At 61.1% G+C, this 20,524-nt stretch carries 15 protein-coding genes; 10 read left to right on the top strand and 5 right to left on the bottom strand.

Features of this window, described 5'->3' with window-relative positions; genetic code table 11:
* Window positions 1-194 precede the first annotated feature (194 nt).
* Entirely contained in the window at window positions 195-962 is a 768-nt protein-coding gene (locus tag BLL36_RS23165) for an AraC family transcriptional regulator (protein WP_197678467.1), read from the bottom strand.
* Window positions 963-1,137: 175 nt separating this feature from the next.
* Between BLL36_RS23165 and BLL36_RS23160 the strand changes: the two genes are divergently transcribed.
* Genes BLL36_RS23160 through BLL36_RS23150 form a run of 3 tightly spaced genes read left to right on the top strand, consistent with a single transcriptional unit; the run spans window position 1,138 to window position 4,295 of the window.
* The gene (locus BLL36_RS23160) at window positions 1,138-2,085 is read left to right on the top strand and encodes a 4-hydroxyproline epimerase (protein ID WP_076953919.1); all 948 of its coding nucleotides are present in this window, start codon (window positions 1,138-1,140) and stop codon (window positions 2,083-2,085) included.
* A gap of 17 nt (window positions 2,086-2,102) precedes the next feature.
* Window positions 2,103-3,059 carry a dihydrodipicolinate synthase family protein gene (locus BLL36_RS23155; protein ID WP_076953917.1) on the top strand — a complete coding sequence of 319 codons (957 nt, stop codon included), beginning with the start codon at window positions 2,103-2,105 and terminating at the stop codon, window positions 3,057-3,059.
* Between the two features lie 3 nt (window positions 3,060-3,062).
* Window positions 3,063-4,295 carry an NAD(P)/FAD-dependent oxidoreductase gene (locus BLL36_RS23150; RefSeq protein ID WP_076953916.1) on the top strand — a complete coding sequence of 411 codons (1,233 nt, stop codon included), beginning with the start codon at window positions 3,063-3,065 and terminating at the stop codon, window positions 4,293-4,295.
* A 17-nt stretch (window positions 4,296-4,312) separates the two neighbouring features.
* Here BLL36_RS23150 and BLL36_RS23145 read toward each other — a convergent pair whose 3' ends face one another.
* Complete coding sequence (locus tag BLL36_RS23145; protein WP_076953914.1) at window positions 4,313-5,230, bottom strand: ADP-ribosylglycohydrolase family protein; 918 nt, start codon at window positions 5,228-5,230, stop codon at window positions 4,313-4,315.
* Window positions 5,231-5,567: 337 nt separating this feature from the next.
* Here BLL36_RS23145 and BLL36_RS23140 point away from each other — a divergent pair, with 337 nt between their 5' ends.
* The 7 genes from BLL36_RS23140 to BLL36_RS23110 all read left to right on the top strand — a co-directional run bounded on the left by BLL36_RS23140 (window position 5,568) and on the right by BLL36_RS23110 (window position 17,382).
* A complete protein-coding gene (locus BLL36_RS23140) occupies window positions 5,568-8,195 on the top strand; it encodes a LuxR C-terminal-related transcriptional regulator (protein ID WP_165448108.1) in 2,628 nt (875 codons plus the stop codon).
* A gap of 164 nt (window positions 8,196-8,359) precedes the next feature.
* Window positions 8,360-10,438: a hydantoinase/oxoprolinase family protein gene (locus BLL36_RS23135; RefSeq protein ID WP_076953912.1), complete on the top strand. Its 2,079-nt coding sequence runs from the start codon at window positions 8,360-8,362 to the stop codon at window positions 10,436-10,438.
* Between the two features lie 12 nt (window positions 10,439-10,450).
* Window positions 10,451-12,106 carry a hydantoinase B/oxoprolinase family protein gene (locus BLL36_RS23130; protein WP_076953910.1) on the top strand — a complete coding sequence of 552 codons (1,656 nt, stop codon included), beginning with the start codon at window positions 10,451-10,453 and terminating at the stop codon, window positions 12,104-12,106.
* A gap of 50 nt (window positions 12,107-12,156) precedes the next feature.
* Window positions 12,157-13,047, top strand: coding sequence for a hypothetical protein (locus BLL36_RS23125; protein ID WP_076953908.1), 891 nt, complete (start codon window positions 12,157-12,159; stop codon window positions 13,045-13,047).
* 32 nt (window positions 13,048-13,079) lie between these two features.
* A complete protein-coding gene (locus BLL36_RS23120; RefSeq protein ID WP_076953906.1) occupies window positions 13,080-13,901 on the top strand; it encodes an aspartate/glutamate racemase family protein in 822 nt (273 codons plus the stop codon).
* A gap of 20 nt (window positions 13,902-13,921) precedes the next feature.
* Window positions 13,922-15,280: an MFS transporter gene (locus tag BLL36_RS23115; protein ID WP_083735318.1), complete on the top strand. Its 1,359-nt coding sequence runs from the start codon at window positions 13,922-13,924 to the stop codon at window positions 15,278-15,280.
* A gap of 149 nt (window positions 15,281-15,429) precedes the next feature.
* Window positions 15,430-17,382, top strand: a complete 1,953-nt coding sequence (locus BLL36_RS23110) for an avidin/streptavidin family protein (protein ID WP_076953902.1) — start codon at window positions 15,430-15,432, stop codon at window positions 17,380-17,382.
* Window positions 17,383-17,403: 21 nt separating this feature from the next.
* Here BLL36_RS23110 and BLL36_RS23105 read toward each other — a convergent pair whose 3' ends face one another.
* The 3 genes from BLL36_RS23105 to BLL36_RS23095 all read right to left on the bottom strand — a co-directional run bounded on the left by BLL36_RS23105 (window position 17,404) and on the right by BLL36_RS23095 (window position 20,451).
* On the bottom strand, window positions 17,404-18,384 hold the full coding sequence (locus BLL36_RS23105; protein WP_197678480.1) for a GlxA family transcriptional regulator: 981 nt from the start codon (window positions 18,382-18,384) through the stop codon (window positions 17,404-17,406).
* Between the two features lie 340 nt (window positions 18,385-18,724).
* Window positions 18,725-19,333 (bottom strand): LysE family translocator, encoded by a 609-nt coding sequence (locus BLL36_RS23100; protein WP_076953898.1) that lies wholly within the window; start codon window positions 19,331-19,333, stop codon window positions 18,725-18,727.
* 509 nt (window positions 19,334-19,842) lie between these two features.
* The gene (locus tag BLL36_RS23095; RefSeq protein WP_076953897.1) at window positions 19,843-20,451 is read right to left on the bottom strand and encodes a DUF6338 family protein; all 609 of its coding nucleotides are present in this window, start codon (window positions 20,449-20,451) and stop codon (window positions 19,843-19,845) included.
* Window positions 20,452-20,524 lie beyond the last annotated feature (73 nt).

Below are 20,524 nucleotides of genomic sequence, written 5' to 3'. Positions count from 1 at the left end.
GTTGTGTGGCGCATTCGTTGCATTGCGATATTGCTGCCCTGAGACGGACCGTAGTGAGCGGGCTTGTCCCGCGCTGGGTGGCGAAGCCGCCCTAACCGAGTCGCCGCCGAATGACAGATAAACCGAGTCGCCTGGTTTGGGGCGGCTTCGCCCCCCAGCGCGGGACAAGCCCGCTCACTACAAAACACGAGTGTTTAGCAGGTGTCCCGATACTGCCTCGGCGTAAACCCCGTCGACGCCTTGAACTGGCGACTGAACGCGCTGTGATCGGTATAGCCGCACTGCAACGCGACTTCGGTAATCGGCATGCCGGTCTGCAACAACCGATGGGCCTGCTCCAGGCGCACTTTCTGGATCATCTGCCGGGGCGTGAGGTGGAACACGCGTTTGCAGTAACGCTCCAGCTGCGCCACGGAAATCCCGGCGATATGCGTCAATTCACCCAACGTGACGCGGCGGTTGAAGTGCGCGCGGATGTGTGCGTCCACGGCAGCCAGGCGCGGGTACGCCGGGTGGCTTTCGCTGGCGGTTTGCAGGTCGACGGAAATACCGGCCAGGCCGATGATGGCGCCGCTGTGGTTGTACAACGGCCATTTGTGGGTCAGGCACCAGCCCGGTTCGCGAGTGCCATAAAGGTGCAGTTCCAGCTGGTCTTGCAGCATAAAGCCCTGCTCCAGCACGCGCCGGTCCTGCTCGGTGTAGCCCGGCCCCAGTTGCGCGGGAAACACTTCGGCGCTGGTCTTGCCCAGCAGCGGCTGCAGGTGCTTCAGGCCACAGCGTTGCACCAGGGTGAGGTTGGCGAGCACATAACGCGCCTGGGTGTCCTTGATGAAAATCGCCGCGTTGGGGATCACATCCAGCATTGGCAACAGCTGTACGACACCGGCCAATAGCTGCTCGAGGGAGTGAGGGCGATTCGCCTCGCTCCCTTGGCAAAGGGTCGCAAACGCGCTCTGCATCATGACGGTCGATTCCCACGGATGGCCTTGACGCCTAGCAGATTGCCCGATGCCCAGAGCACTGTCGAGCAATGAAAACTGTGCTGATTTCGTCATCGATACACGCAAAAAACATCAATCGCGCCGCCCTCCATGGGCTCACTCTAGGCCTATCCAATCACTCACAAGTGAGCGTCTTATGAAACGGCTGCACGTGATCGACTCCCACACCGGCGGCGAACCGACGCGCCTGGTGATGACCGGCTTTCCGGCCCTGCACGGCGCCACCCTTGCCGAGCGGCTGGCGAACCTGCGCAGCGAGCACGACCCCTGGCGCCGCGCCTGCCTGCTGGAACCGCGCGGCAATGACGTGCTGGTTGGCGCGCTGTACTGCGAGCCTGTCACCCCCGGCGCGGTGTGCGGCGTGATTTTCTTCAACAACGCCGGCTACCTCGGCATGTGCGGTCACGGCACCATTGGCCTGGTGGCGTCCTTGCACTACTTGGGTCTCATCCAGCCCGGCGTGCACACCATCGACACGCCCGTCGGCCCGGTGGCGGCGACGCTGCACGAAGACGCCAGCGTGACCTTGCGCAATGTGCCTGCCTACCGTTTTCGCCAACAGGTGCAGGTAGATGTGCCGGGCCATGGCGTGGTCCACGGCGACATCGCCTGGGGCGGCAACTGGTTTTTCCTGGTGTCGGAGCACGGCCAGGTCTTACAGATGGACAACGTCGACGCCCTGACCGAATACACCTGGGCCATGCTCCGGGCCCTCGAAGCCCAAGGCATCCACGGTGAAGACGGCGCGCTGATCGACCATATCGAACTGTTCGCCGACGACGACCTGGCCGACAGCCGCAACTTCGTGATGTGCCCCGGCAAGGCCTACGACCGCTCGCCCTGTGGCACCGGCACCAGCGCCAAGCTGGCCTGCCTGGCGGCCGATGGAAAACTGGCGCCCGGCGCAACCTGGGTCCAGGCCAGCATCACCGGCAGCCAGTTCACCGGCCGTTATGAATGGGACGGCGAGCGCATACGGCCGTTCATCACCGGCAGCGCCTACATGACCGCCGACAGCACCTTGCTGATCGACGAACGCGACCCTTTCGCCTGGGGCATTGGCGCCCCGGCCCTGCTGAACTGACTCGAGGAGTAACGACAATGAACAACAACATTTTCACCGGCTGCATCCCCGCCCTGATGACGCCGTGCACCCTTGATCGCAAGCCGGACTTCGACGCACTGGTCGCCAAGGGTCGCGAGTTAGTCGATATCGGCATGAGCGCCGTGGTGTATTGCGGCTCCATGGGCGACTGGCCGTTGCTGACTGAAGCCGAGCGCCAGGAAGGTGTCGCGCGCCTGGTAGCGGCCGGTGTGCCGACCATCGTCGGTACGGGGGCGGTCAACAGCCGCGAAGCGATTGCCCATGCAGCCCACGCCGCCAAGGTGGGCGCCAGCGGTTTGATGGTGATTCCGCGCGTGCTGTCCCGTGGCGCATCCGCCACTGCGCAAAAGGCCCACTTTTCGGCGATCCTCAAGGCCGCGCCGAACCTGCCGGCGGTGATCTACAACAGCCCCTACTACGGCTTCGCCACCCGCGCCGACCTGTTCTTTGAGCTGCGCCGCGAACACCCGAACCTCGTTGGCTTCAAGGAGTTCGGCGGTGCTGCGGACCTGCGCTACGCAGCGGAACACATCACCTCCCAGGACGACAGCGTCACCCTGATGGTCGGCGTCGACACCCAGGTGGTGCACGGTTTCGTCAATTGCAACGCCACGGGGGCTATCACCGGTGTCGGCAACGCACTGCCCCGGGAAGTCCTGCAACTGGTGGCGTTGAGCAAGCAAGCCGCCAAGGGCGATGTCCAGGCCCGGCGCCAGGCCCGTGAACTGGAGGCCGCGCTGGCCGTGCTGTCGTCATTCGATGAAGGCTGCGATCTGGTGCTGTATTACAAGTACCTGATGGAGCTTAACGGCGACCAGGGCTACAGCGTGCACTTCAACGAAACCGACGTGCTCAGCGAGGCCCAGCGCCGCTACGCCCAGAGCCAGTACGCGCTGTTTCGCCAGTGGTACGCCGACTGGTCGGCGCAACACACTAACCACGCAGAAGCCTAGGCCGTGGCCGAGCGCGATATCGTCGTGGTGGGCGCCGGCATTATTGGCGTGGCCTGCGCGTTGCAACTGGCGCGCCAGGGCCGGCAGGTGGTGGTGCTCGACCTGCAGGAACCCGGCATGGGTGCGTCCTATGGCAACGCGGGGCATCTGGCGACCGAGCAGGTGTTCCCGATTGCCGACCTGTCGATCCTCAAGCGCTTGCCCCGCATGCTGCTCGACCCCATGGGCCCGCTGCGCCTGGACTGGCGATACCTGCCGCGCGCACTGCCGTGGTTCCTGCGCCTGCTCATGAACCTGCGCCCGGCGAACTACCGGCGCACGGTCGTGGGGCTGCGCGCGCTCAATGAAGGCAGCCTGGGCGCATGGCAACGCCTGTTGCACAGCATCGGCCGCGCCGACTTGTTGCGTGAGGATGGCTCGCTGCTGGTGTATGAGCGGGCGCAGTCACGGCCAGCCCTGGAGGCCTTGCAACAACGCATGCAACAGCAGCAGGTGCCCGTGGCGTTCTGGTCCGGCGATGCCATACGCAAGGCAGCACCGCAGTTGAGCGACAACCTCCAGGGCGGGCTGTTTTTCCCTGGCACCGGTCACTTCCTCGACCCTTACCATGTGGTACGCGAACTGGTCCGGGCAGCCGAGGCCAGTGGCGTGCAATTTCTCAAGCGCCATGTGCTGGAGGGTCGCGTGGGGGAACACGGCGTGTCGCTCGTCACCGACCAGGGCCCGTTGAGCGCACGCCAGGTGCTGATTGCCTGCGGTGCCCACTCGGCCAAGCTCACTGCCGCACTGACCGGCAAAACGGTGCCCTTGGACACCGAGCGCGGCTACCACCTCATGCTGCCCCGCGAATCTCATCGCCTGCCGTTTGCCGTCACCTCCCTGGAACGAAAATTCATCATGACCCCCATGACCGACGGCCTGCGCCTGGCCGGCACGGTGGAATTCGCAGGCCTTGCGCGCCCAGCGAACATGCAGCGCGCCTGGCAGTTACACCGGTTGAGCCAGGGGCTGTTTCGCGAGAACCTTAGCGCCCAAGGGGCAACACCCTGGATGGGGTTCCGGCCGTCATTGCCGGATTCGTTGCCGGTGATTGACCGGGTGTGTGACGACAAGGTGCTGCTTGCGTTCGGGCACCAGCACCTGGGGTTGACGCAGGCGGCGGTGACGGCGGAGTGGGTCGGGGAGTTGGCGAATGGCGGCCAGGCGCTCATGCCATATCGCCTGGATCGGTTCTGATAAAACCGGACCGTTGTTTATTCGGGGTGTTGGGCGGCGGCATTGAACAGTGCATCGGCCATTGCTTCTATGTCATCGCCCATGCACAGCTTTTCCAGCCAACCCGCGGGAATACCTTGCACACCATAATGCGCACCGGCCAATTGGCCAACGATGGCCCCCGTGGTGTCCGCGTCATCGCCCAGGTTAGCGGCCGTCAAGACGGCGTCGGCGAAGCTGTCTGTGTGCTGCACGCACCACAGCGCGGCCTCCAGCGACGCCACGGCGTAGCCGCTGCCCGTGATGTCCGTGCGGGGTTTATCGCAATACTCCCCCTGGGCTATCGCCACGACTTTGGGGGCAGTCAGGCCGGCGCATGAGACCTTCAACAGTTGCTCCTTGGTCGCCCCCTTCAAGGCGTTGCCGATTGCCCGCGCCAGCACGACGCAGCACTCGATTGCTTCTTGGGCGCCGTGGGTGGTACGGGAACTCTGACGGGAAAAATCGTCGACCCGTTGAAGATCTGCAAAGTAAAACAGCACGACCGGCGCCAGACGCATCATCGAACCATTGCCGGCGGAAAAAGGCTGCGTTGAACCTGCAAACGGATCACCGTGCGCCTCAAACTCCGCCAGCGCCGTGCGTACGGTCATGCCGATATCAAAGCACTCCCCGGTGGAGCTCAAGTAGCCCCACTTCCACCAGTTCAGATAGCGTCCCATCTGGTCGGCGGCATCAAACCCACCTTTACGTATCAGGCTTTCGGCCAGGCACAGCGCCATCGACGTGTCATCCGTCCATTGGCCGGGTTTCAGGCTGAACGGCCCTCCTCCGACCATATCGGTCACCGGCGTGAAGCTGCCGCGCGGCATGAATTCGACGGTGGTGCCTACCGCATCGCCACACGCCAGGCCCAGCAGGCTACCGCGATAACGATCCAACAGCGTGAGCGACATGGGGGCTTCCTTGAAAAAGTGAGCAGTCGGAATGTTACTTCACCAACCGCTTTTCCTTGGAGAGGCGATAGCCGAAATACGACATTCTGAATCGATTTTTTACCGAGCGCGAAAAATCAGAAGCGTCCGACAAAGCATGTAGGACCGGCTCTCTAGCTTTATTCGACGTCTCTGGAATGGGGCTTGCAGACAAGCCGCGGCGTACTGTTCGTGCATACGTCCAACGGACTGATCCGCAAGCTTGCCTGCATTAAACATCACGTGACGATTGCGCGCGCCTCGCTGGAAAGCGCAGCAGTTAAATCAGAAGCGGCCCCTCCCGCACGAGACCGCTTCGATGAGAAAACAACTTACTACCGCCACAGCCAGCGCGTGGTGCTGGGTTGGCAAACTGACGCCACCGCTGACATCACTGGCATCTTTGCCCCGCACATCGCTGCTGGATGCTTTTCATGCACGAATCAAAGGTCCACTGATTCTGGTGGTCGCACCCGCCGGATACGGCAAGACGACGTTGCTGATGCAGTGGCGCCAAGCGCTCTTGTCGGCAACTACGCCCGACGTCGTTGCCTGGCTGTCATTGGACGAGGCCGACAGTGACCCCCATCGTTTCCTGTCCTATCTGATCCTGACGCTCGACCGTGCGGGACTGGATCTCGGGCACCTGCCCCGGCTTGCCCACGACCAGTCGCTGGATGCCCAACCGCAACGCACGATCACTGCCCTGCTCCATGCGCTTGCCAGGGAAAACAGGCAAGTCACGCTGTTCCTTGATGACTACCACGCGGCGGCCAACCCTGAACTCGACACCCTGGTACAGGCGCTGCTTGAGCAGGCTGCACCCTGGCTGGAATGGGTAGTCGCTACGCGCATCCGCCCTGACTGGCCGCTCGCGCAGTGGAAGGCCAATGGCTGGGTGCATGAGGTGTCGGCAAACGCCTTGATGCTAACCCAGGCGCAAACCGCAGCGATATTGGGCCCCGATATACCGCCCGTCGAGCTCGCTCATCTGTATGAAAAAACCGAGGGTTGGCCAGTAGCCGTGCAGTTGGCACGCCTGTGGCGGGCCAACTGCAATCCGTCGCTGCGCGAACTCACTGCGTTCTCGGGCCGCGTCACCGATATCGCCGACTACCTGACGGGGCAAGTGGTGCGGCGTCTGCCGGCCGAGTGCCAGGCTTTTTTGCGCGACATGGCCCTGCTGGAACGCTTCAATGCCGAATTGGCTGATGCGGTGCGTGGCCGCCACGACAGCGCACGGTTGTTGATGCAACTGGCCCACCTCGATGCCTTGCTGGTGCCGCTGGATGCCGGCCGTCAGTGGTTTCGCTATCACCGGTTGCTGCAGGACTTTCTCAAGCAGAGCATTGATGCCAGCGCCGCCAGGGACATTCACTATGCGGCAGCCCATTGGCTGGCTGAAGAGAAGGATTGGATTCAGGCGATCACCTATGCGCTGCGCGCCCGTGACAAGCGCTTGGCGGTGAGCCTGGTGGTACGCGCCGGCAGCTGGAAAGTGGTGCTCTACAACGGCATCCGTTACGCCCAAAGCCTGCTGCAACAGTTCGACGAGCACACCCTGGCTGCCGAGCCGGAGCTTCTGCTGCTCCAGGCGTACTTGCACGCCAAGCTGGGCGAGCATGCGCTTGCCGGCCAGTTACTCGACCTGGTGCAGGGCCACATTCAACAGGATCGACGCCTTGCGGCAGACTTTCATGTCGTCCGGACCCTCGCCTGCGCCTATGTGGATCGCTTTGACCTGCCCCGCTACGATGGCGTACCAGATGATGACTTGCTGGCCGCCGGCACGCTGGAGTGTGTGTATGCGCTGCAGGCGCTGAACCAGGGGCAACCGGCGTTGGCGCTGCAGATCATTCGTTCGGCGCACATCAAGATGCGCCTGATGGCCAGCCCACGCGGCGAGCACTATTGCCGGATCCATGAGGCACAAGTGCTGGCGTTGGCGGGTGACGTTCGTGCATCCGCGCAGGTGGTCGAAAATGCATTGACCGTTGCCGTCGACCAATTCGGCAATGAGAGTTCAGTGCGGGCCCTGGTGGGGTGCCTCAAGGCCCGGCACTTGTATTGGCAAGGCGCCTGGGTCGAAGTGATGCCTTGGTTTCGTGACGGCTGGGCCTCGCTTAGCCACACAGACGGTTGGCTGGATATCGCGGCGGCCACTGCCGAAGTGGCGTGGCGCACGGTGCTGCGAACCCAGGGGATGCAACCGGCGTTGCTCGAACTGGAGCATGCTGCACAGCTCGCTGACGCGCGTAAGTGGCAAAGGCTGGCGCAACTGGTCAGCGCCTGGCGTGTCGACCTGTTGGTGCAAGCCGGATTCCTGCCCCAGGCACGCCGGGAAGCGTTCGCTGCGCACCTGGAAAAGGCGGCGGACGATCCCAAGGATTGGCGCAACCAGGAAGCATCGATGCTCGCATTGGCCAGGCTGCAGTTCGCCTCGGGCGCCTCGGGTGCTGCCCTCAATCGACTTGCACAGGGCGCTTGTGCCCTGCAGCAGCGCGGTTTGCAGCTGCCAGCCTGGCGCTTGCAGGTGCTGAGTCTGGCAGCCTACGGCAAAGGGCATCCGCTTGAGCAGAACACCACGCTCGCATCGATCCCGGAGCCGCTATTACCCGGCCTGTTGCTGGAGGCCGGGCCCTGCTTGCTGCCTGCGTTGGAAGCCTGCGTCGATTCGCCCATTTGCCTGGCGCCCGTCATTACCCGATTACGCGGATGGCGGGCCCACCCCGTTCGCCCACGCATGCCGTTCAGCGCCAAAGAAACGCAAATCCTGTCGTTGCTTGCCCAAGGCCAATCGAACAAGACGATCGCCCAAGGCATGGATATTTCCGAGAACACCGTGAAATTTCACCTCAAGCACATATTTGCCAAGTTAGGCGTGGAGAACCGAACGGCGGCGATGGCGGCTGCATTGCGCCTGGGTGTTGTCACTCCCTCGCACTGAGTCATCCCCCTACCCGCATGGGTAGTCCCCACGCGCCATGTCGCCCGGACCTACCCGCGCTGCGTGTAGCCGTCGGCAAACGGCGCGCCCTAGCATCTCCAACACCAGCCAGAGGCGCTCTGCTGGCTCATAAATCATAAGACCAGCAGGAGATGCCCGTGGGAATGGACCGTAAAACAGTGCGTGTGGCCACCGACGTCGGCGGTACGTTCACCGACCTCGTGTACTTCGAAAACGACCCCGTTACCGGTGAACAGACTATTCGTACCGCCAAGGTCGACACCACCCCGCCTAACTTCGCACAGGGTGTGCTTAACGTTATCCGCAAAGCCGGAGTCGACCTGGGTACCGTGGATTTCATGGCCCACGGCACCACGGTGGTCATCAATGCGTTAACCGAACGACGGGGAGTCAAAACCGCGTTGATCACCACCCAGGGCTTTCGGGACGTGCTGGAAATCGCCCGCGCCAATCGTCCGGACTACTTCAATCTCAAATGGGTCAAGCCCGCGCCGTTTGTACCGCGCTATCTGCGGCGCGAGGTGCGTGGACGCCTGCACACCAACGGGCAGGAGCGCGAACCTCTGGATCTCTCACAGATCGCCGGGATACTCGACGCCTTCCGCGCGGATAAGGTGGAAGCCATAGCCATCTGCCTGCTGCACGCCTACGCCAACCCGGCCCACGAGCAAGCGGTTCTGGCGCAAGTGCGCGAGCTCTGGCCAGAAGTGTCAGTGGTCGCCTCGCACCAGATCACCCGTGAATGGCGCGAATACGAACGTTCCAGCACCACCGTGCTGTCAGCCTATGTACAGCCCATTGCCGCACGCTACCTCGACGACTTGGCGAACGGTTTGCGTGAAGGTGGCTACAAGGCCCCGTTGTACATCATGCAGTCCAACTGCGGCGTCGACAGTGTGCAGCACGCCAGGGACATACCGATCACCATGGTCGAATCCGGCCCGGCAAGTGGCTTCTGGGCGGCGGCCGAACTGGGACGACTGATCGACGAGCCGAACGTGCTGGGTCTGGATATTGGCGGGACCACCGCTAAATGCGCATTAATCCGCAACGGCCAAGTGACGATCAAGACCGACTACTGGATTGAACGTAACCGCACCAGCGCGGGATACCCGATCATGGTGCCCGTGGTCGATCTGGTGGAGATCGGCAACGGCGGTGGTTCCATCGCCTGGGTTGACGATTTCGACAAGTTGCACGTCGGCCCTCAGTCCGCCGGCGCCATGCCGGGGCCTGCGGCGTATGGCAACGGTGGGACGCAAATCACGACGACCGATGCCAACTTGATGCTCGGGCGCATCAACCCGGATTACTTCTGCGGCGGCGACGTGGTGGCTGATCTGCCGGCAGTGTCGCGGGGCCTCAATGACCTGGGCCAGCGCCTGCAACTGCCGACGGATGAGGTGGCACGCGGCATCGTGCGTCTGGCCAACGACAATATGGTCAATGCATTGAAGCTGGTGTCGTTGAGCCGTGGGCACGATCCACGGGAGCTCACCTTGATGGCGTTCGGCGGCGGGGGCGCGATGCACGCGGTGGCCCTGGCCCGGGAGCTGGGTGTCAAGAAGGTTGTGGTGCCACGCAGCGCTGCGGTGTTTTCCGCCTGGGGCATGACCCTCTCGGACTTGCGCCGTGACCTGTTTATCAATCGATTCGTTGAAACCGGTGACCACGGCAATCTTGAGCAGGCCCAGCAGTTTCTTGAGGAGCTGATGCGCACCGCCCGCGAGCAATTCGTCACGGAAGCGATTCCTCCGGAGCAGGTGGAGCTTCAGGTGCATTGCAAGCTGCGCTACCAGAACCAGGAGCACTCGGTAGAGGTGGCGCTCACCCCTCCAGAGCGGCTTGACGCGGATTGGGCAGCCATCGAACAACGCTTCCACAGCGTGTACGAGCAGCACTACACCTACCGATTGCAGGCCCCGCTGGAAATTATCGGTTTTCACTTGGTCGCCGTCGCCCGGATCGGCAAGTTGCAGCCCCAGGCGCTGCCGGTTACCGGTCGCCCTGTGAGCGAGGCCTGTAAAGGCTTGCGGCGGGTGGACTACGCCCAGGAAGGCATCCATGAAGCGCGCCTCTACGACTACGAACTGCTTGAACCCCTGATGTCCTTTTCCGGCCCGGCCATCGTCGAAGACGCCGGTACCACCGTGGTGGTGCATCCCGGTAACCGTGTGCACGTGGATCGCCTCGGCAATCTGCACATCATGATCAACGGCTGAAGGAACCTTGCCATGAGTACTCTCGATATCTTTACCCGCGACATCATCCAGAACTCACTCCAGGCGATCGCAGACGAGATGTTCAGCGCGATGCGCAACGCCGCCATGAGCCCGGTGATCTATGAAGTGCTGGACATGGGCACCGGCATCACCGACGCCAAGGGCGAGATCGCCAGTTCTGGCGCCGGCATTCCGGCCTTTGTGGGCGTGCTGGACAAGGCAGTCAAAAAGATCCTGCAGCATCACCCACTGCCCCAAGACATTGAAGACGGCGACGTTTTCATCAGCAACGATCCCCATGATGGCGCGGTGACGCACCTGAACGATGTCGTGCTGGCCATGCCCGTATTTGCCGACGGGCAGTTGGTCGCCTGGACCGCCAACATAGCCCATTGGAACGATGTCGGCGGCAGAGTGCCGGGGTCGCTGTCTACGGACGCGACGGATATCTTCCAGGAGGGATTGCGCCTGGCATCGGTCAAGCTGATCAGTAAAGGCCAACCGATTCGCTCGGTGTTGCAGATTTTACGCGCCAACACGCGCATGCCGGACTTTATGGAGGGTGACCTGTGGGCCGGCGTGGCAGCCGTGCGCAACGGTGCGGTGCGCTTGCGCGAATTGAACGACAAGTATGGCAGCGCCCTGTTTCTGCTGGCGATGAGTGACTTCATGGACCTGGGCGAAAAAGTTTCGCTCAAGGCGCTGGCCGCGCTCCCCCCAGGCCAGTTCAGCCTGGAGGAACGCCAAGACGACGGCAGCCTGTTCAAGGTCGGCATAGACATTCGCGAAACCGAACTGGTGATCGATTTGCGCGATAACCCCGACCAATGCCTGGGCCCGACCAACCTGAGCCGAGATGGCGCAGTGGTCGCAGCGCAAATGGCATTCAAGGCGCTTACCGCACCGCAGGGCATCACCAATGGCGGCACGTTTCGGCCCCTTCGGGTGTTGACTCGTCCAGGCTCATTGTTCGATGCGCAACTGCCTGCCGCCGAAGGCTTCTATTTCGAGAATTTGATTAGGGTCCATGACCTGATCCTGTGCTGCCTGGCACAACAGTTCCCGGACCGTTTGCCCGCGGGTAATTTCGCCTCGGTGTGCGCCACGATCATTGGAGGTGTTCATCCGGACACCGGGCGGATGTTCACCCTGGTTGAGCCCGAGATCGGTGGCTGGGGCGCGGAGCCCGGTCGCGACGGCAACAACGCCGTGTATTCCGGGCTGCATGGAGAAACCTACAACTGCCCGGTTGAAATCTGCGAAGCCCGCTACGGGCTGTATGTCGAACAGCTGGCGCTGAACGACGAGCCGGGTGGGCACGGCCAGTACCGCGGCGGCCGAGGCATCTGCATCGACTATCGCATTCGCGCCGATGGCAGCTTCATGACCTGCGGCTATACCCGCTCGGTTATCCCACCCTGGGGCCTGGAGCAAGGCGCGGAAGGTACGCCCAACTACGTCGAAGTCGTGCGGGACGGCCAATGCCAACGCTACAGCATGGCCAGCGGTATTTCCCTGAATGCCGGAGACCTGGTGAGGGTGCGTACCGGTGCGGGTGGCGGTTATGGCTCGGCGCGCCAACGTGACCCGCAGGCGGTACGCGAGGACGTCAAGAACGGCTATGTCGATGCCGCAACCGCGCACTCCGTGTACGGCCTGACGATCTGACACTGGCCCTAGGCCTTCAAGCACAACAACAAAAAAGAGAGAGCACCCTCATGAAACTGCAGCACTCATCTCGCGTATGGGTAGGGCCCGCGTTTGCCTTGATTTTGGGTTTCACAACCCCGGCACAAGGCGACCAATTCATCGGTTTCGCCCAACCAGGCGAGCCTGGCAAGTGGGCATTGGAATCGTTCCCCGTGTTCAGTCGCACCACCAACGGCGACGTGCGCGCGGGTAGCAATACGGTACTGGCGTACTTCTCCGAAACCGGGTTTACCGGAACGCAACGTGACCAGTTGCAGTTCTGGGTTGGAGCCGACGCCGGCTATACCGGCAGCAATGCCTCACGTAACAACGGCGCGTGGGGCGTTGCCTCGCCAAACCTGGGCCTGGCCTATTACTACAACGTGGTTGAACCCACCAGCGCCTATGGCGCTGACGACTTCACCACCTTCTGGGTCAACCCGACGCTCTCGCTGGAATTCCCCAACGGTAACGATGAGGGCAAGGGCTACGGCGCATTTGCCAACCGCTATGGCGCCAGCTTCAGCGTGGCCAATTACCTGCGCGTGGGACGCTTTGCCGCCACGTTTACACCCGTTGGCATCCACTACGCGGCACGCAATCGCCACAGCAGCGACCTGGGAAATGGTGACCTCGTCAACCTGCGCGGCGGCGTCAGCTTCTGGTTGGCGGACATCGCCGCCGGGTACCTGGTGACCGATGACTTATGGCTCGGCTTACACCATTCCTACCACATCAATAACCGCTCGGCGTCGGACTTCAAGGAGTCCCGCGAAGGCAAGATCGGCCCGGCGATGACCTACACCGGTTTCGCCAAACAGAAATTCTACCTGTCGGCCAACCTGAACTTCGATTACTACCACAGCGACAACCTGCCCTATTCCAATAGCTTGACCATAGCCCTGGTGAAGTTTTTCTAAGGCCGCTCGGCACACTTATCGAGGAATACCGTATGGACAGTCCCCACTTCAACATCGCGCCGCAGGATATGCCAGTCACCGTGCGTTGGCTCAACCCCATTGGCTGCCCGACGTTCGACGAGCCGATCGCTCATCTGCTGCACAGCATCAAACAGCCTTCCACTCAGGTGGAAGTGGTGTCTTTTGACATGCCCCACAGCCCCACACACCTGGAATATCGCGCTTACGAGGCGCTCACCTACGAGCGCACCGTGCGCATCGCCCGCGATTGCGCACGGGAAGGCATAGATGCCCTGGTGCTGGGTTGTTTTTACGACCCGGCCTTGGAAGACGCCAGGGAAATTTCCGGGGAGACCCTGGTGGTGGCGCCCTGCCAGGCAAGCTTGCAGGTGGTAGAGCATCTGGCTAATCGTTTTTCGATCATCGTCGGGCGCACCAAGTGGATCGAGCAGATGCGCGCGCGCGTGAAGGGCTATGGCGCGGGCGACAGGTTGGCATCGTTAAGGCCGCTGGGCATGGGCGTAGACGAATTCCAGTTGGATCATGCCGTGACCCGTCGCAAGATCATCGAGCAGGCCCATCGAGCAGTCGAAGAAGACGGCGCAGAGGCCATCGTCCTGGGCTGCACCATTGAATTCGGGTTTTTCGAGCAGGTGCAGCGTGAAGTGGGCGTGCCCGTTATAGATCCGGTGGTGGCCGCCTTCAAAGTAGCGGAATCCATGGCTGGCATGAAACGCAGATTTGGCTGGTGCCCCAGCCGGGCAGGCAGCTGTGAGCCGCCTCCGGAAGCCGAGATCCAACGCTTCGGTTTATTCCAGGGCCCCGCGCCCATCGGCAATCGTGTGAAAGCCTGACCTCGAAAAGGAAAACCACCATGAGTGATATACCTTCAATGCTCCACCCTGCCCGGCCGATACCTGACGCGGGCGTGCGCACGCGCAACGTAGGGGAAGTCTTCAGGGAGGTCCCCCTGACCCGCACCCACCTGCAATGCTGCCTGGTGTTGTTCTTTGTCTTTGCGATCGAAGCGTGGGAAATGATGATCATCGTCTACACCGCGCCCCTGATAGCAGCCGAGTTTGCTTTGGACGCACTTGCCGTCGGCCACCTGATCGGTGCGATGTTTATTGGCATGCTGGTGGGTGCGCTGGCCTGGGGCAAAGTGGCCGAACGTATCGGCCGTAAACACGCCATCGTTTGGAGCCTGGGTACTTACGGAGCGATATCCCTGGCAAGCGCGTTTGCACCGGACTATTCAACGCTGTACGCCCTGCGATTACTCTCCGGCGTCGCGGCGGTTGGCATGATGGTGGTGACATTTGCCCACTTCCAAGAGTTGTTGCCCGTTCGCCATCGCGGCGCGTTGACGGTCTATCTCGCCTCGGGCTGGCCGATCGGAATGTTGCTGGCATTGGGCGCCACGGTGTGGCTGCTCCCTTACGGATGGCGAGCGATTATCGTGTTGAGTTCACTGGGAGGCCTGTGGGCAATTGCGGTTGCACGCTGGGTGCCCGAATCGCCCTATTGGCTTGCGTCCATGGATCGACAGGCCGACGCCAGGGCAACAATCAACAGGTTGAGCCAAGGCACGGTGCAAATACCGCAAAGTCATATATTGCAAGTGGACCGCAGCGTGGCGGGCAGCCAGCGTGCACTGTTCAGCCAGGCGTTGCTCAAAGTCAGCCTGCTGCAAATTACCGTTAACTTCACATTTTCCTGGGGGTATTGGGGCTTGCAGACCTGGTTGCCCACGTTGCTCCAGCAGCGCGGCCTGAGCCTGCCGCAAAGCTACGGTTTTATTGCACTGTCTGCGCTGTGCATGATTCCGGGGTATATGGCCGCGTCATACCTGACGGGACGGTTGGGGCGCAAAAAAGTCATCGTCACTTTTATCAGCGCGTCCGTGTTGGCCGGTTACGGCTTCGCCAATGCACAGACGCTGGAGATGCTCTACCTGAGCAACTTTGCACTGGCGTTTTTCAGCCTCGGCGCCTGGGGCGTGTGGGGTGCATGGATTGGCGAACTCTACCCCACGCCACTGCGCACAGTCGGTTACGGCTGGGCCATCTTCGCGCAGCGAGTGGCGAACGTGCTGGCCCCATCGCTGATCGGCGCGCTGATCGCCTATGGGTCCTCGTTCAACCTGACGACCACCATCATCAATGGGTTTTTATTGGTGACGGTGATACTCGTCGTGTTCATCCCCGAAACCGAAGGCGAAGCATTGCGCTGAAGCTGCGTTGCCTGATCGCCGGATCCGACGAACCTCATCGCCTGCCACCGACAGCCATTCACAGCGAAACCCTATCCAATGTGACGTCACGCGTGCAGGGCTACTGACTGGGTTCAGTGGCCCTGCGCTCATTCAAGGATGGAGTCTTCATGACCAGTAAACCGCTGCAGAACAACCTCGCATTCCCCATGCAACGGGGCCCCTTTCAGGGCAATGGCGCCTCGCCCTGGTATTGCACCCTGAAACTGGGCACACCCGCTCAATCGCTCAAGTTTTCCCTCGACACGGGCACAAACATGAGCTGGGTCACCTCGACACTTTGCCCTGCCGACCAATGCAAGCATTTTGCAGGGGGCCGTTTTGATATTCAGGCTTCCAGTACCTTTGCGTTCACCGATTGCCTGCGCCGCCCCTACGGTTTCGGGCCTTGGGGCACGATGCAGGTGGAGTCGGCTTGCGACGTGCTAATCCTGCCCAACGATGCCCGCCTCGACAGCCAGCTGTTTCTCGCGGCGGCTTACGAAGGCGACCAGTTCAAGCAATTGGATTGGGACGGCGGCCTGGGCCTGCCGTGCAGCAGTGCCTACGTGGAGGGCCGCAGCTCATTCGTACTCCAGGCGTTGATGCGTGAAGGTCAACTGGACCCTACCCAACCCTTCGTGGCGTTCGATTGGGACGCCAGCACGCGCACTGGCAGCTGTCAGATGGGGGCCGTCGACAACGCTAAAACCCAAGGCCCACACCTGTTCTTGCCCTGGAGCGTCTACAGCGAACTCCCCGGAGTGGAATACATCTGGTCGACCGAACTGACGTCTTATTCGGTCGGTTCAGAAAAACTGCGAACTAATATCAAGTTCGCGCTCGATTCCGGCTCATCGCAGTTCAAGGGTGACAATGCGCTGATGCGCGAAACACTGGCTCGTATCGCCCACAGCGACCAGCCCGACATCCTGCTGGAGTTTGCAGACGGACAAATAACCTTGGGCAGCGAACTCTATAATTGCCTGATTGAAGCAGGTCCCGAAAAAGGCCAGGTATTGCCTCAATTTGCGCCGATGGGCCTGGCCGATCTGGTTGTAGTGGGATCCCTGATCATGGAGCACTGCTACACCGTCTATGAGTATCAAGTGGTGAAGTGCAGTCATGAGGTTTATTCGCTGGCGCCGGTGGGAATCTGGCTCTTCAACCGCGCCGATGGTCCGCAGATCATCACACGGTCTTCATCCAAGCCCTTCATGCCAGGCGCAAGAGCGGTGCTGGAAACGAAGGTCACCTTGCCGGGCCCCTCTATCGGGGCAACTACGGTGGCCGGAACATGGGCCAACGACTATGGCTCTGTGATGACCTTGGAAGTTTCAGGGCGCCAAGTCACTGGGACCTATCGATCATCAACCGGCTCAACGGGCGAGTACTCGATAGCAGGGTGCTTATCGGGCACAGCCGCCACCCGCGCTAAAAGCCAGGCCCTGGCATTGGCCATTGAATGGCATGACCTCGGCGACGCAAAGAAAGATCCCAGTTGGCATTGGGCCTCGGGCTTAAGTGGACAATTGAGTGTGACGGACAAGGGCGATGTGCTGACACTGAACCACTTGTTGGTCGCGACCAGCGACTTCCCGGAATTGGCACGCCAGGGGACTTATATCGACAAGTTGGTTTACACACGGGCAGAACAGCAAACGCCCATCAGGACGAGTGCAGAGAGTGACCCCATGTCCATCGAGAATACGTTGGCGGGCTACTGGGTCGCCGCTGGTGGCACCTTCTTAATGCTTAGTGTGCACAGCGACAGCATGAAGCGCTTCGGTATTGTTCAGGGTTTTTTCAGAAATCAGGACGTCAGCGCAGAGGTAACCGGGTTCACTGATATCAATGCGCAGGAGAGCAACCTTTCGCTCCAATCCGTGAGCCTTACCATCGCCACGGATCGGGACAACACGGTTCGGGCAGTGTGCGGCGCCCTGGATTTGATGGCCGACACCTTGAGCCTGCTAATACTGGCCAGTTCACCTGTTGCACCCGCGCATGCCTACCTGGCGACGCAAATTTCATCTTTGCATTTCACGCGCTTGCCAGTGCCTTCACCTGCGACCACTGGCTAGGTTCTTGGTAGTGGTCCTCCTTCACTTGACTAACCGCTTCTCCTTGGAGGGGCGATAACCGAAATACGAGCTGTAGCACTTGCTGAAATGGCTCGGCGACACAAACCCGCACGCCACCAGCACCTCCACCTGGGACAACTCTGTGTGCTGCAACAGCCGCCGGGCTTCGGTGACGCGCAGTTCCATGTAGTAGCGCTGCGGCGTGGTGCCCAGTTGCTCCTTGAACAACCGCTCGAGCTGGCGCCGGGAGCGGCCGGCGTAGACGGCCAACTGGTCCAGTTCCAGGGGTTCTTCGAGGTTGGCGTCCATCAGTTTCACCACTTCACGCAGCGGCGCGCTGACGCTGATGTTTTCGGTGGGCTTGATGCGCCGGTAGCGCGATTCTTCGAAGGCCAGGATGTCTTCAATGCCTTCGACCAGGGCTTTGTCGTGCAGGCCCTTGATCCAGTCCAGCGCCATATGGAACGCGCCGGAGGGGCTGGAAGCGGTGAGGCGGTCGCGGTCGATCACGTAGGGTTCGCTGGTGACGTGGGTGGCTTTTGACACCTCCGCCAGGGCCGGGCGATGTTCGGGATGGATGGCGCAGCGATAGCCTTGCAGCAAGCCGGCGCGGCCAAGAAACCAGGCGCCGTTCCACAGGCCGGCGAGGCTGATGCCGTGTTCGGCGGCGCTGCGCAACAGGTGGATGAAGTCGTCGCTGGCCTTGAGTTCAGTGCGAAAGCCACCGCAGACCACCAGCAACGTAAGATCTTGCAGGGCCGCCGCATCGAGGCGCGCGTCGGGGCGGATCACCAGGCCCAGGTCGCTGATGACTTCGCCATCGTCCCAGCCAAAGGTGCGCGAGGCGAACAATTCGGGTCGCAGCAGGTTGGCGGTGACGAGGGTGTCGAGGGTCTGGGTGAATGCGGGCAGGGAAAAGTGTTCAAGCAACAGGAAGCCGACGCGGGTGACCGACGCCGGCTGCTGGGTTTCGTTGAGGTAGCGCAGGTTCTTGCCTTTCATGCCGCCGCTGAATTGACGTCTTTCCATCGAGGGTTGGCCCACTCTTATTGTTGATGCAATGGCGCCATCTTAGGGGCAAACGCGTCGGCTGTCTCAGGCGCTGAGCTGGAAAAAACCGCAACCGCGCAAAGCCCACGGCAGAACAGCGGCAGACGCATCTGATACGGTTTTTTCTTTGCTATCTGCCTCTGTATCGAAAAGCCGCCGGGGCGGACAATGGCGCCTTCCCCACTCCCTTCCTTTCGGAGGCCTTATGACCAAGATGGCACTTTTCCTGTTCGGCTTTTTGGTATTGACCATCGGCATCGGCCTGCTGGCTACCATCTCGCCGGTTTGAGCCTCAAGCCACAAACAACATCGGGTACAACGACAGCACCAGCAAGCCGGCCATGGACCAGTTGAACAGCCGCACCCAGCGCGGATCACGCAGCACAGTGCGCAAGCCGCTGCCGCAGCCGACCCACACGCACACGCTGGGCAAGTTGACCACGGCGAACACCAGCGCAATCACCAGCACATTGGTGACATAGCCCTCTGCCGGCGTATAGGTGGTGATTGCCCCCAGCGCCATGATCCAGGCCTTGGGGTTGACCCACTGGAACGCTGCCGCGCCGAGGAAGGTCATGGGCTTGCCCTGTTCATCGGGGCTGTCGGACAGGCCGCCCGCCGTCGCGATCTTCCACGCCAGGTACAACAAATACGCGGCCCCTACGTAACGCAGCACCGTATAGGCCCACGGAAACACCTTGAATACTTCGCCCAGCCCCAGGCCCACCGAAATCACCAGCACCATGAAGCCGATGCTGATCCCCAGCGCATGCGGCATCGAGCGGCGGAACCCGAAGTTCACCCCCGAGGCAAGCAACATGGTGTTATTGGGCCCCGGCGTGATCGAAGACACGAAGGCGAACAGCACGAAGGCTGACAGCAGGCTGGTAGACATAGACATGACGCGGCATCCAAAAGGTGTGATATGCCTGCGACAGTAGAGCGTTATCGAGCGCCCCGCCCCGTACAGCCATTGCACGATTGAGGCATACACTTTTTTACCAAAGCTTTCACAAAGCTTTCACAGACGACGTCCTATGGTGAACTCAGCTCCTAGTGAACATCCCTTTAGCCCGCGCTCCCCACGCGGGCTTTTCTTTGTCCAGGGTTTATTGCGGGTTCAAAAAAGACAGCCATCCGGAGCGAGTCATGGCTATCGTGTAACCCGATGGCAGGCGTGACGGTACAGCACACCGCCGGTGCTGCGGCCGTTATCTGGTCGAGTCCAATCGGCTTTTCTAGAATCCGTGACGATATCGGGGATCGCCCTATCCGCTATGAACCTTAGGTGGCGGCGGCGGTGACGTCGGAACAACGGTCGGCCGTATGTTTCGACTTAGACCGGAATTGATATTTATCGCGTCGCGCAAATACTTGCGCTCAAGGGTCGGCCGGCAGGGTGTTTTCTGATCATTCATCATTGGTCTCCGTTTCCAGCGCTAAAAACTCTATCCATTGCACATCGGCGTTAGCAACCAGTAATTGGGCGATGCCCTGTACCTCTACGAGATCTCCGTCTACCAACCACGCGGGAGAGCCCATTAAAAAATGCCCGCACTGCGGGTCGCTGGGCCAGACATCGGGATAGCCCGTCAAGCGCCGACCATCCCTCATATGCAGCACAACCCAGCGATCGAGATTTCGCGAAAATGCGTACCGCCATTCACCAATCGATGCTTTCGAAGTCAGCTTCAGACGCCTGGCGAAGCGGTAAAGCGCGTCCTGCTGGGACGCGAACGCAAGCGCCAGCCCGATACTCACCGCGACTGCGATTGACCAGATGTTTCCGGTCTCTGCGGTCCAGTGCCCAATCGAATACCAACGCCCGAGATACAGGAACATCCACTCAAGACCGTCCACCGACAGCTTGACCAATCCCGTACAGAATAACGCCTGGATGACTCGTTCAAATTGTGTGGGCTTAATGGCGTCTGCAAGCCAATAAAAAATGAGCGTAGCCACAAAACCTGAAAGTAACGTGTGCAAAATGGGTAGAACGTCGTTGACGATTTCGTTCATGGATATCCTGATGAGCTGTGAGCCGCGTCATCAGGATAAGAAAAACTTTTTGGTCAGGAGGCTGGCAACCGAC

This window comes from Pseudomonas cedrina subsp. cedrina (genome assembly GCF_001983175.1).
Taxonomy (GTDB): Bacteria; Pseudomonadota; Gammaproteobacteria; order Pseudomonadales; family Pseudomonadaceae; genus Aquipseudomonas; species Aquipseudomonas cedrina.
Note: the sequence above shows the minus strand (reverse complement) of the source record. Positions and strands in the feature narration are given on the sequence as shown.

Excerpts from the sequence above, each read along its gene's own strand:
- BLL36_RS23165 (WP_197678467.1), bottom strand. The coding sequence starts at position 962 with ATGATGCAGAGCGCGTTTGCGACCCTTTGCCAAGGGAGCGAGGCGAAT.
- BLL36_RS23160 (WP_076953919.1), top strand. The coding sequence starts at position 1,138 with ATGAAACGGCTGCACGTGATCGACTCCCACACCGGCGGCGAACCGACG.
- BLL36_RS23155 (WP_076953917.1), top strand. The coding sequence starts at position 2,103 with ATGAACAACAACATTTTCACCGGCTGCATCCCCGCCCTGATGACGCCG.
- BLL36_RS23145 (WP_076953914.1), bottom strand. The coding sequence starts at position 5,230 with ATGTCGCTCACGCTGTTGGATCGTTATCGCGGTAGCCTGCTGGGCCTG.
- BLL36_RS23140 (WP_165448108.1), top strand. The coding sequence starts at position 5,568 with ATGAGAAAACAACTTACTACCGCCACAGCCAGCGCGTGGTGCTGGGTT.
- BLL36_RS23135 (WP_076953912.1), top strand. The coding sequence starts at position 8,360 with ATGGACCGTAAAACAGTGCGTGTGGCCACCGACGTCGGCGGTACGTTC.
- BLL36_RS23130 (WP_076953910.1), top strand. The coding sequence starts at position 10,451 with ATGAGTACTCTCGATATCTTTACCCGCGACATCATCCAGAACTCACTC.
- BLL36_RS23125 (WP_076953908.1), top strand. The coding sequence starts at position 12,157 with ATGAAACTGCAGCACTCATCTCGCGTATGGGTAGGGCCCGCGTTTGCC.
- BLL36_RS23120 (WP_076953906.1), top strand. The coding sequence starts at position 13,080 with ATGGACAGTCCCCACTTCAACATCGCGCCGCAGGATATGCCAGTCACC.
- BLL36_RS23115 (WP_083735318.1), top strand. The coding sequence starts at position 13,922 with ATGAGTGATATACCTTCAATGCTCCACCCTGCCCGGCCGATACCTGAC.
- BLL36_RS23110 (WP_076953902.1), top strand. The coding sequence starts at position 15,430 with ATGACCAGTAAACCGCTGCAGAACAACCTCGCATTCCCCATGCAACGG.
- BLL36_RS23105 (WP_197678480.1), bottom strand. The coding sequence starts at position 18,384 with ATGAAAGGCAAGAACCTGCGCTACCTCAACGAAACCCAGCAGCCGGCG.
- BLL36_RS23100 (WP_076953898.1), bottom strand. The coding sequence starts at position 19,333 with ATGTCTATGTCTACCAGCCTGCTGTCAGCCTTCGTGCTGTTCGCCTTC.
- BLL36_RS23095 (WP_076953897.1), bottom strand. The coding sequence starts at position 20,451 with ATGAACGAAATCGTCAACGACGTTCTACCCATTTTGCACACGTTACTT.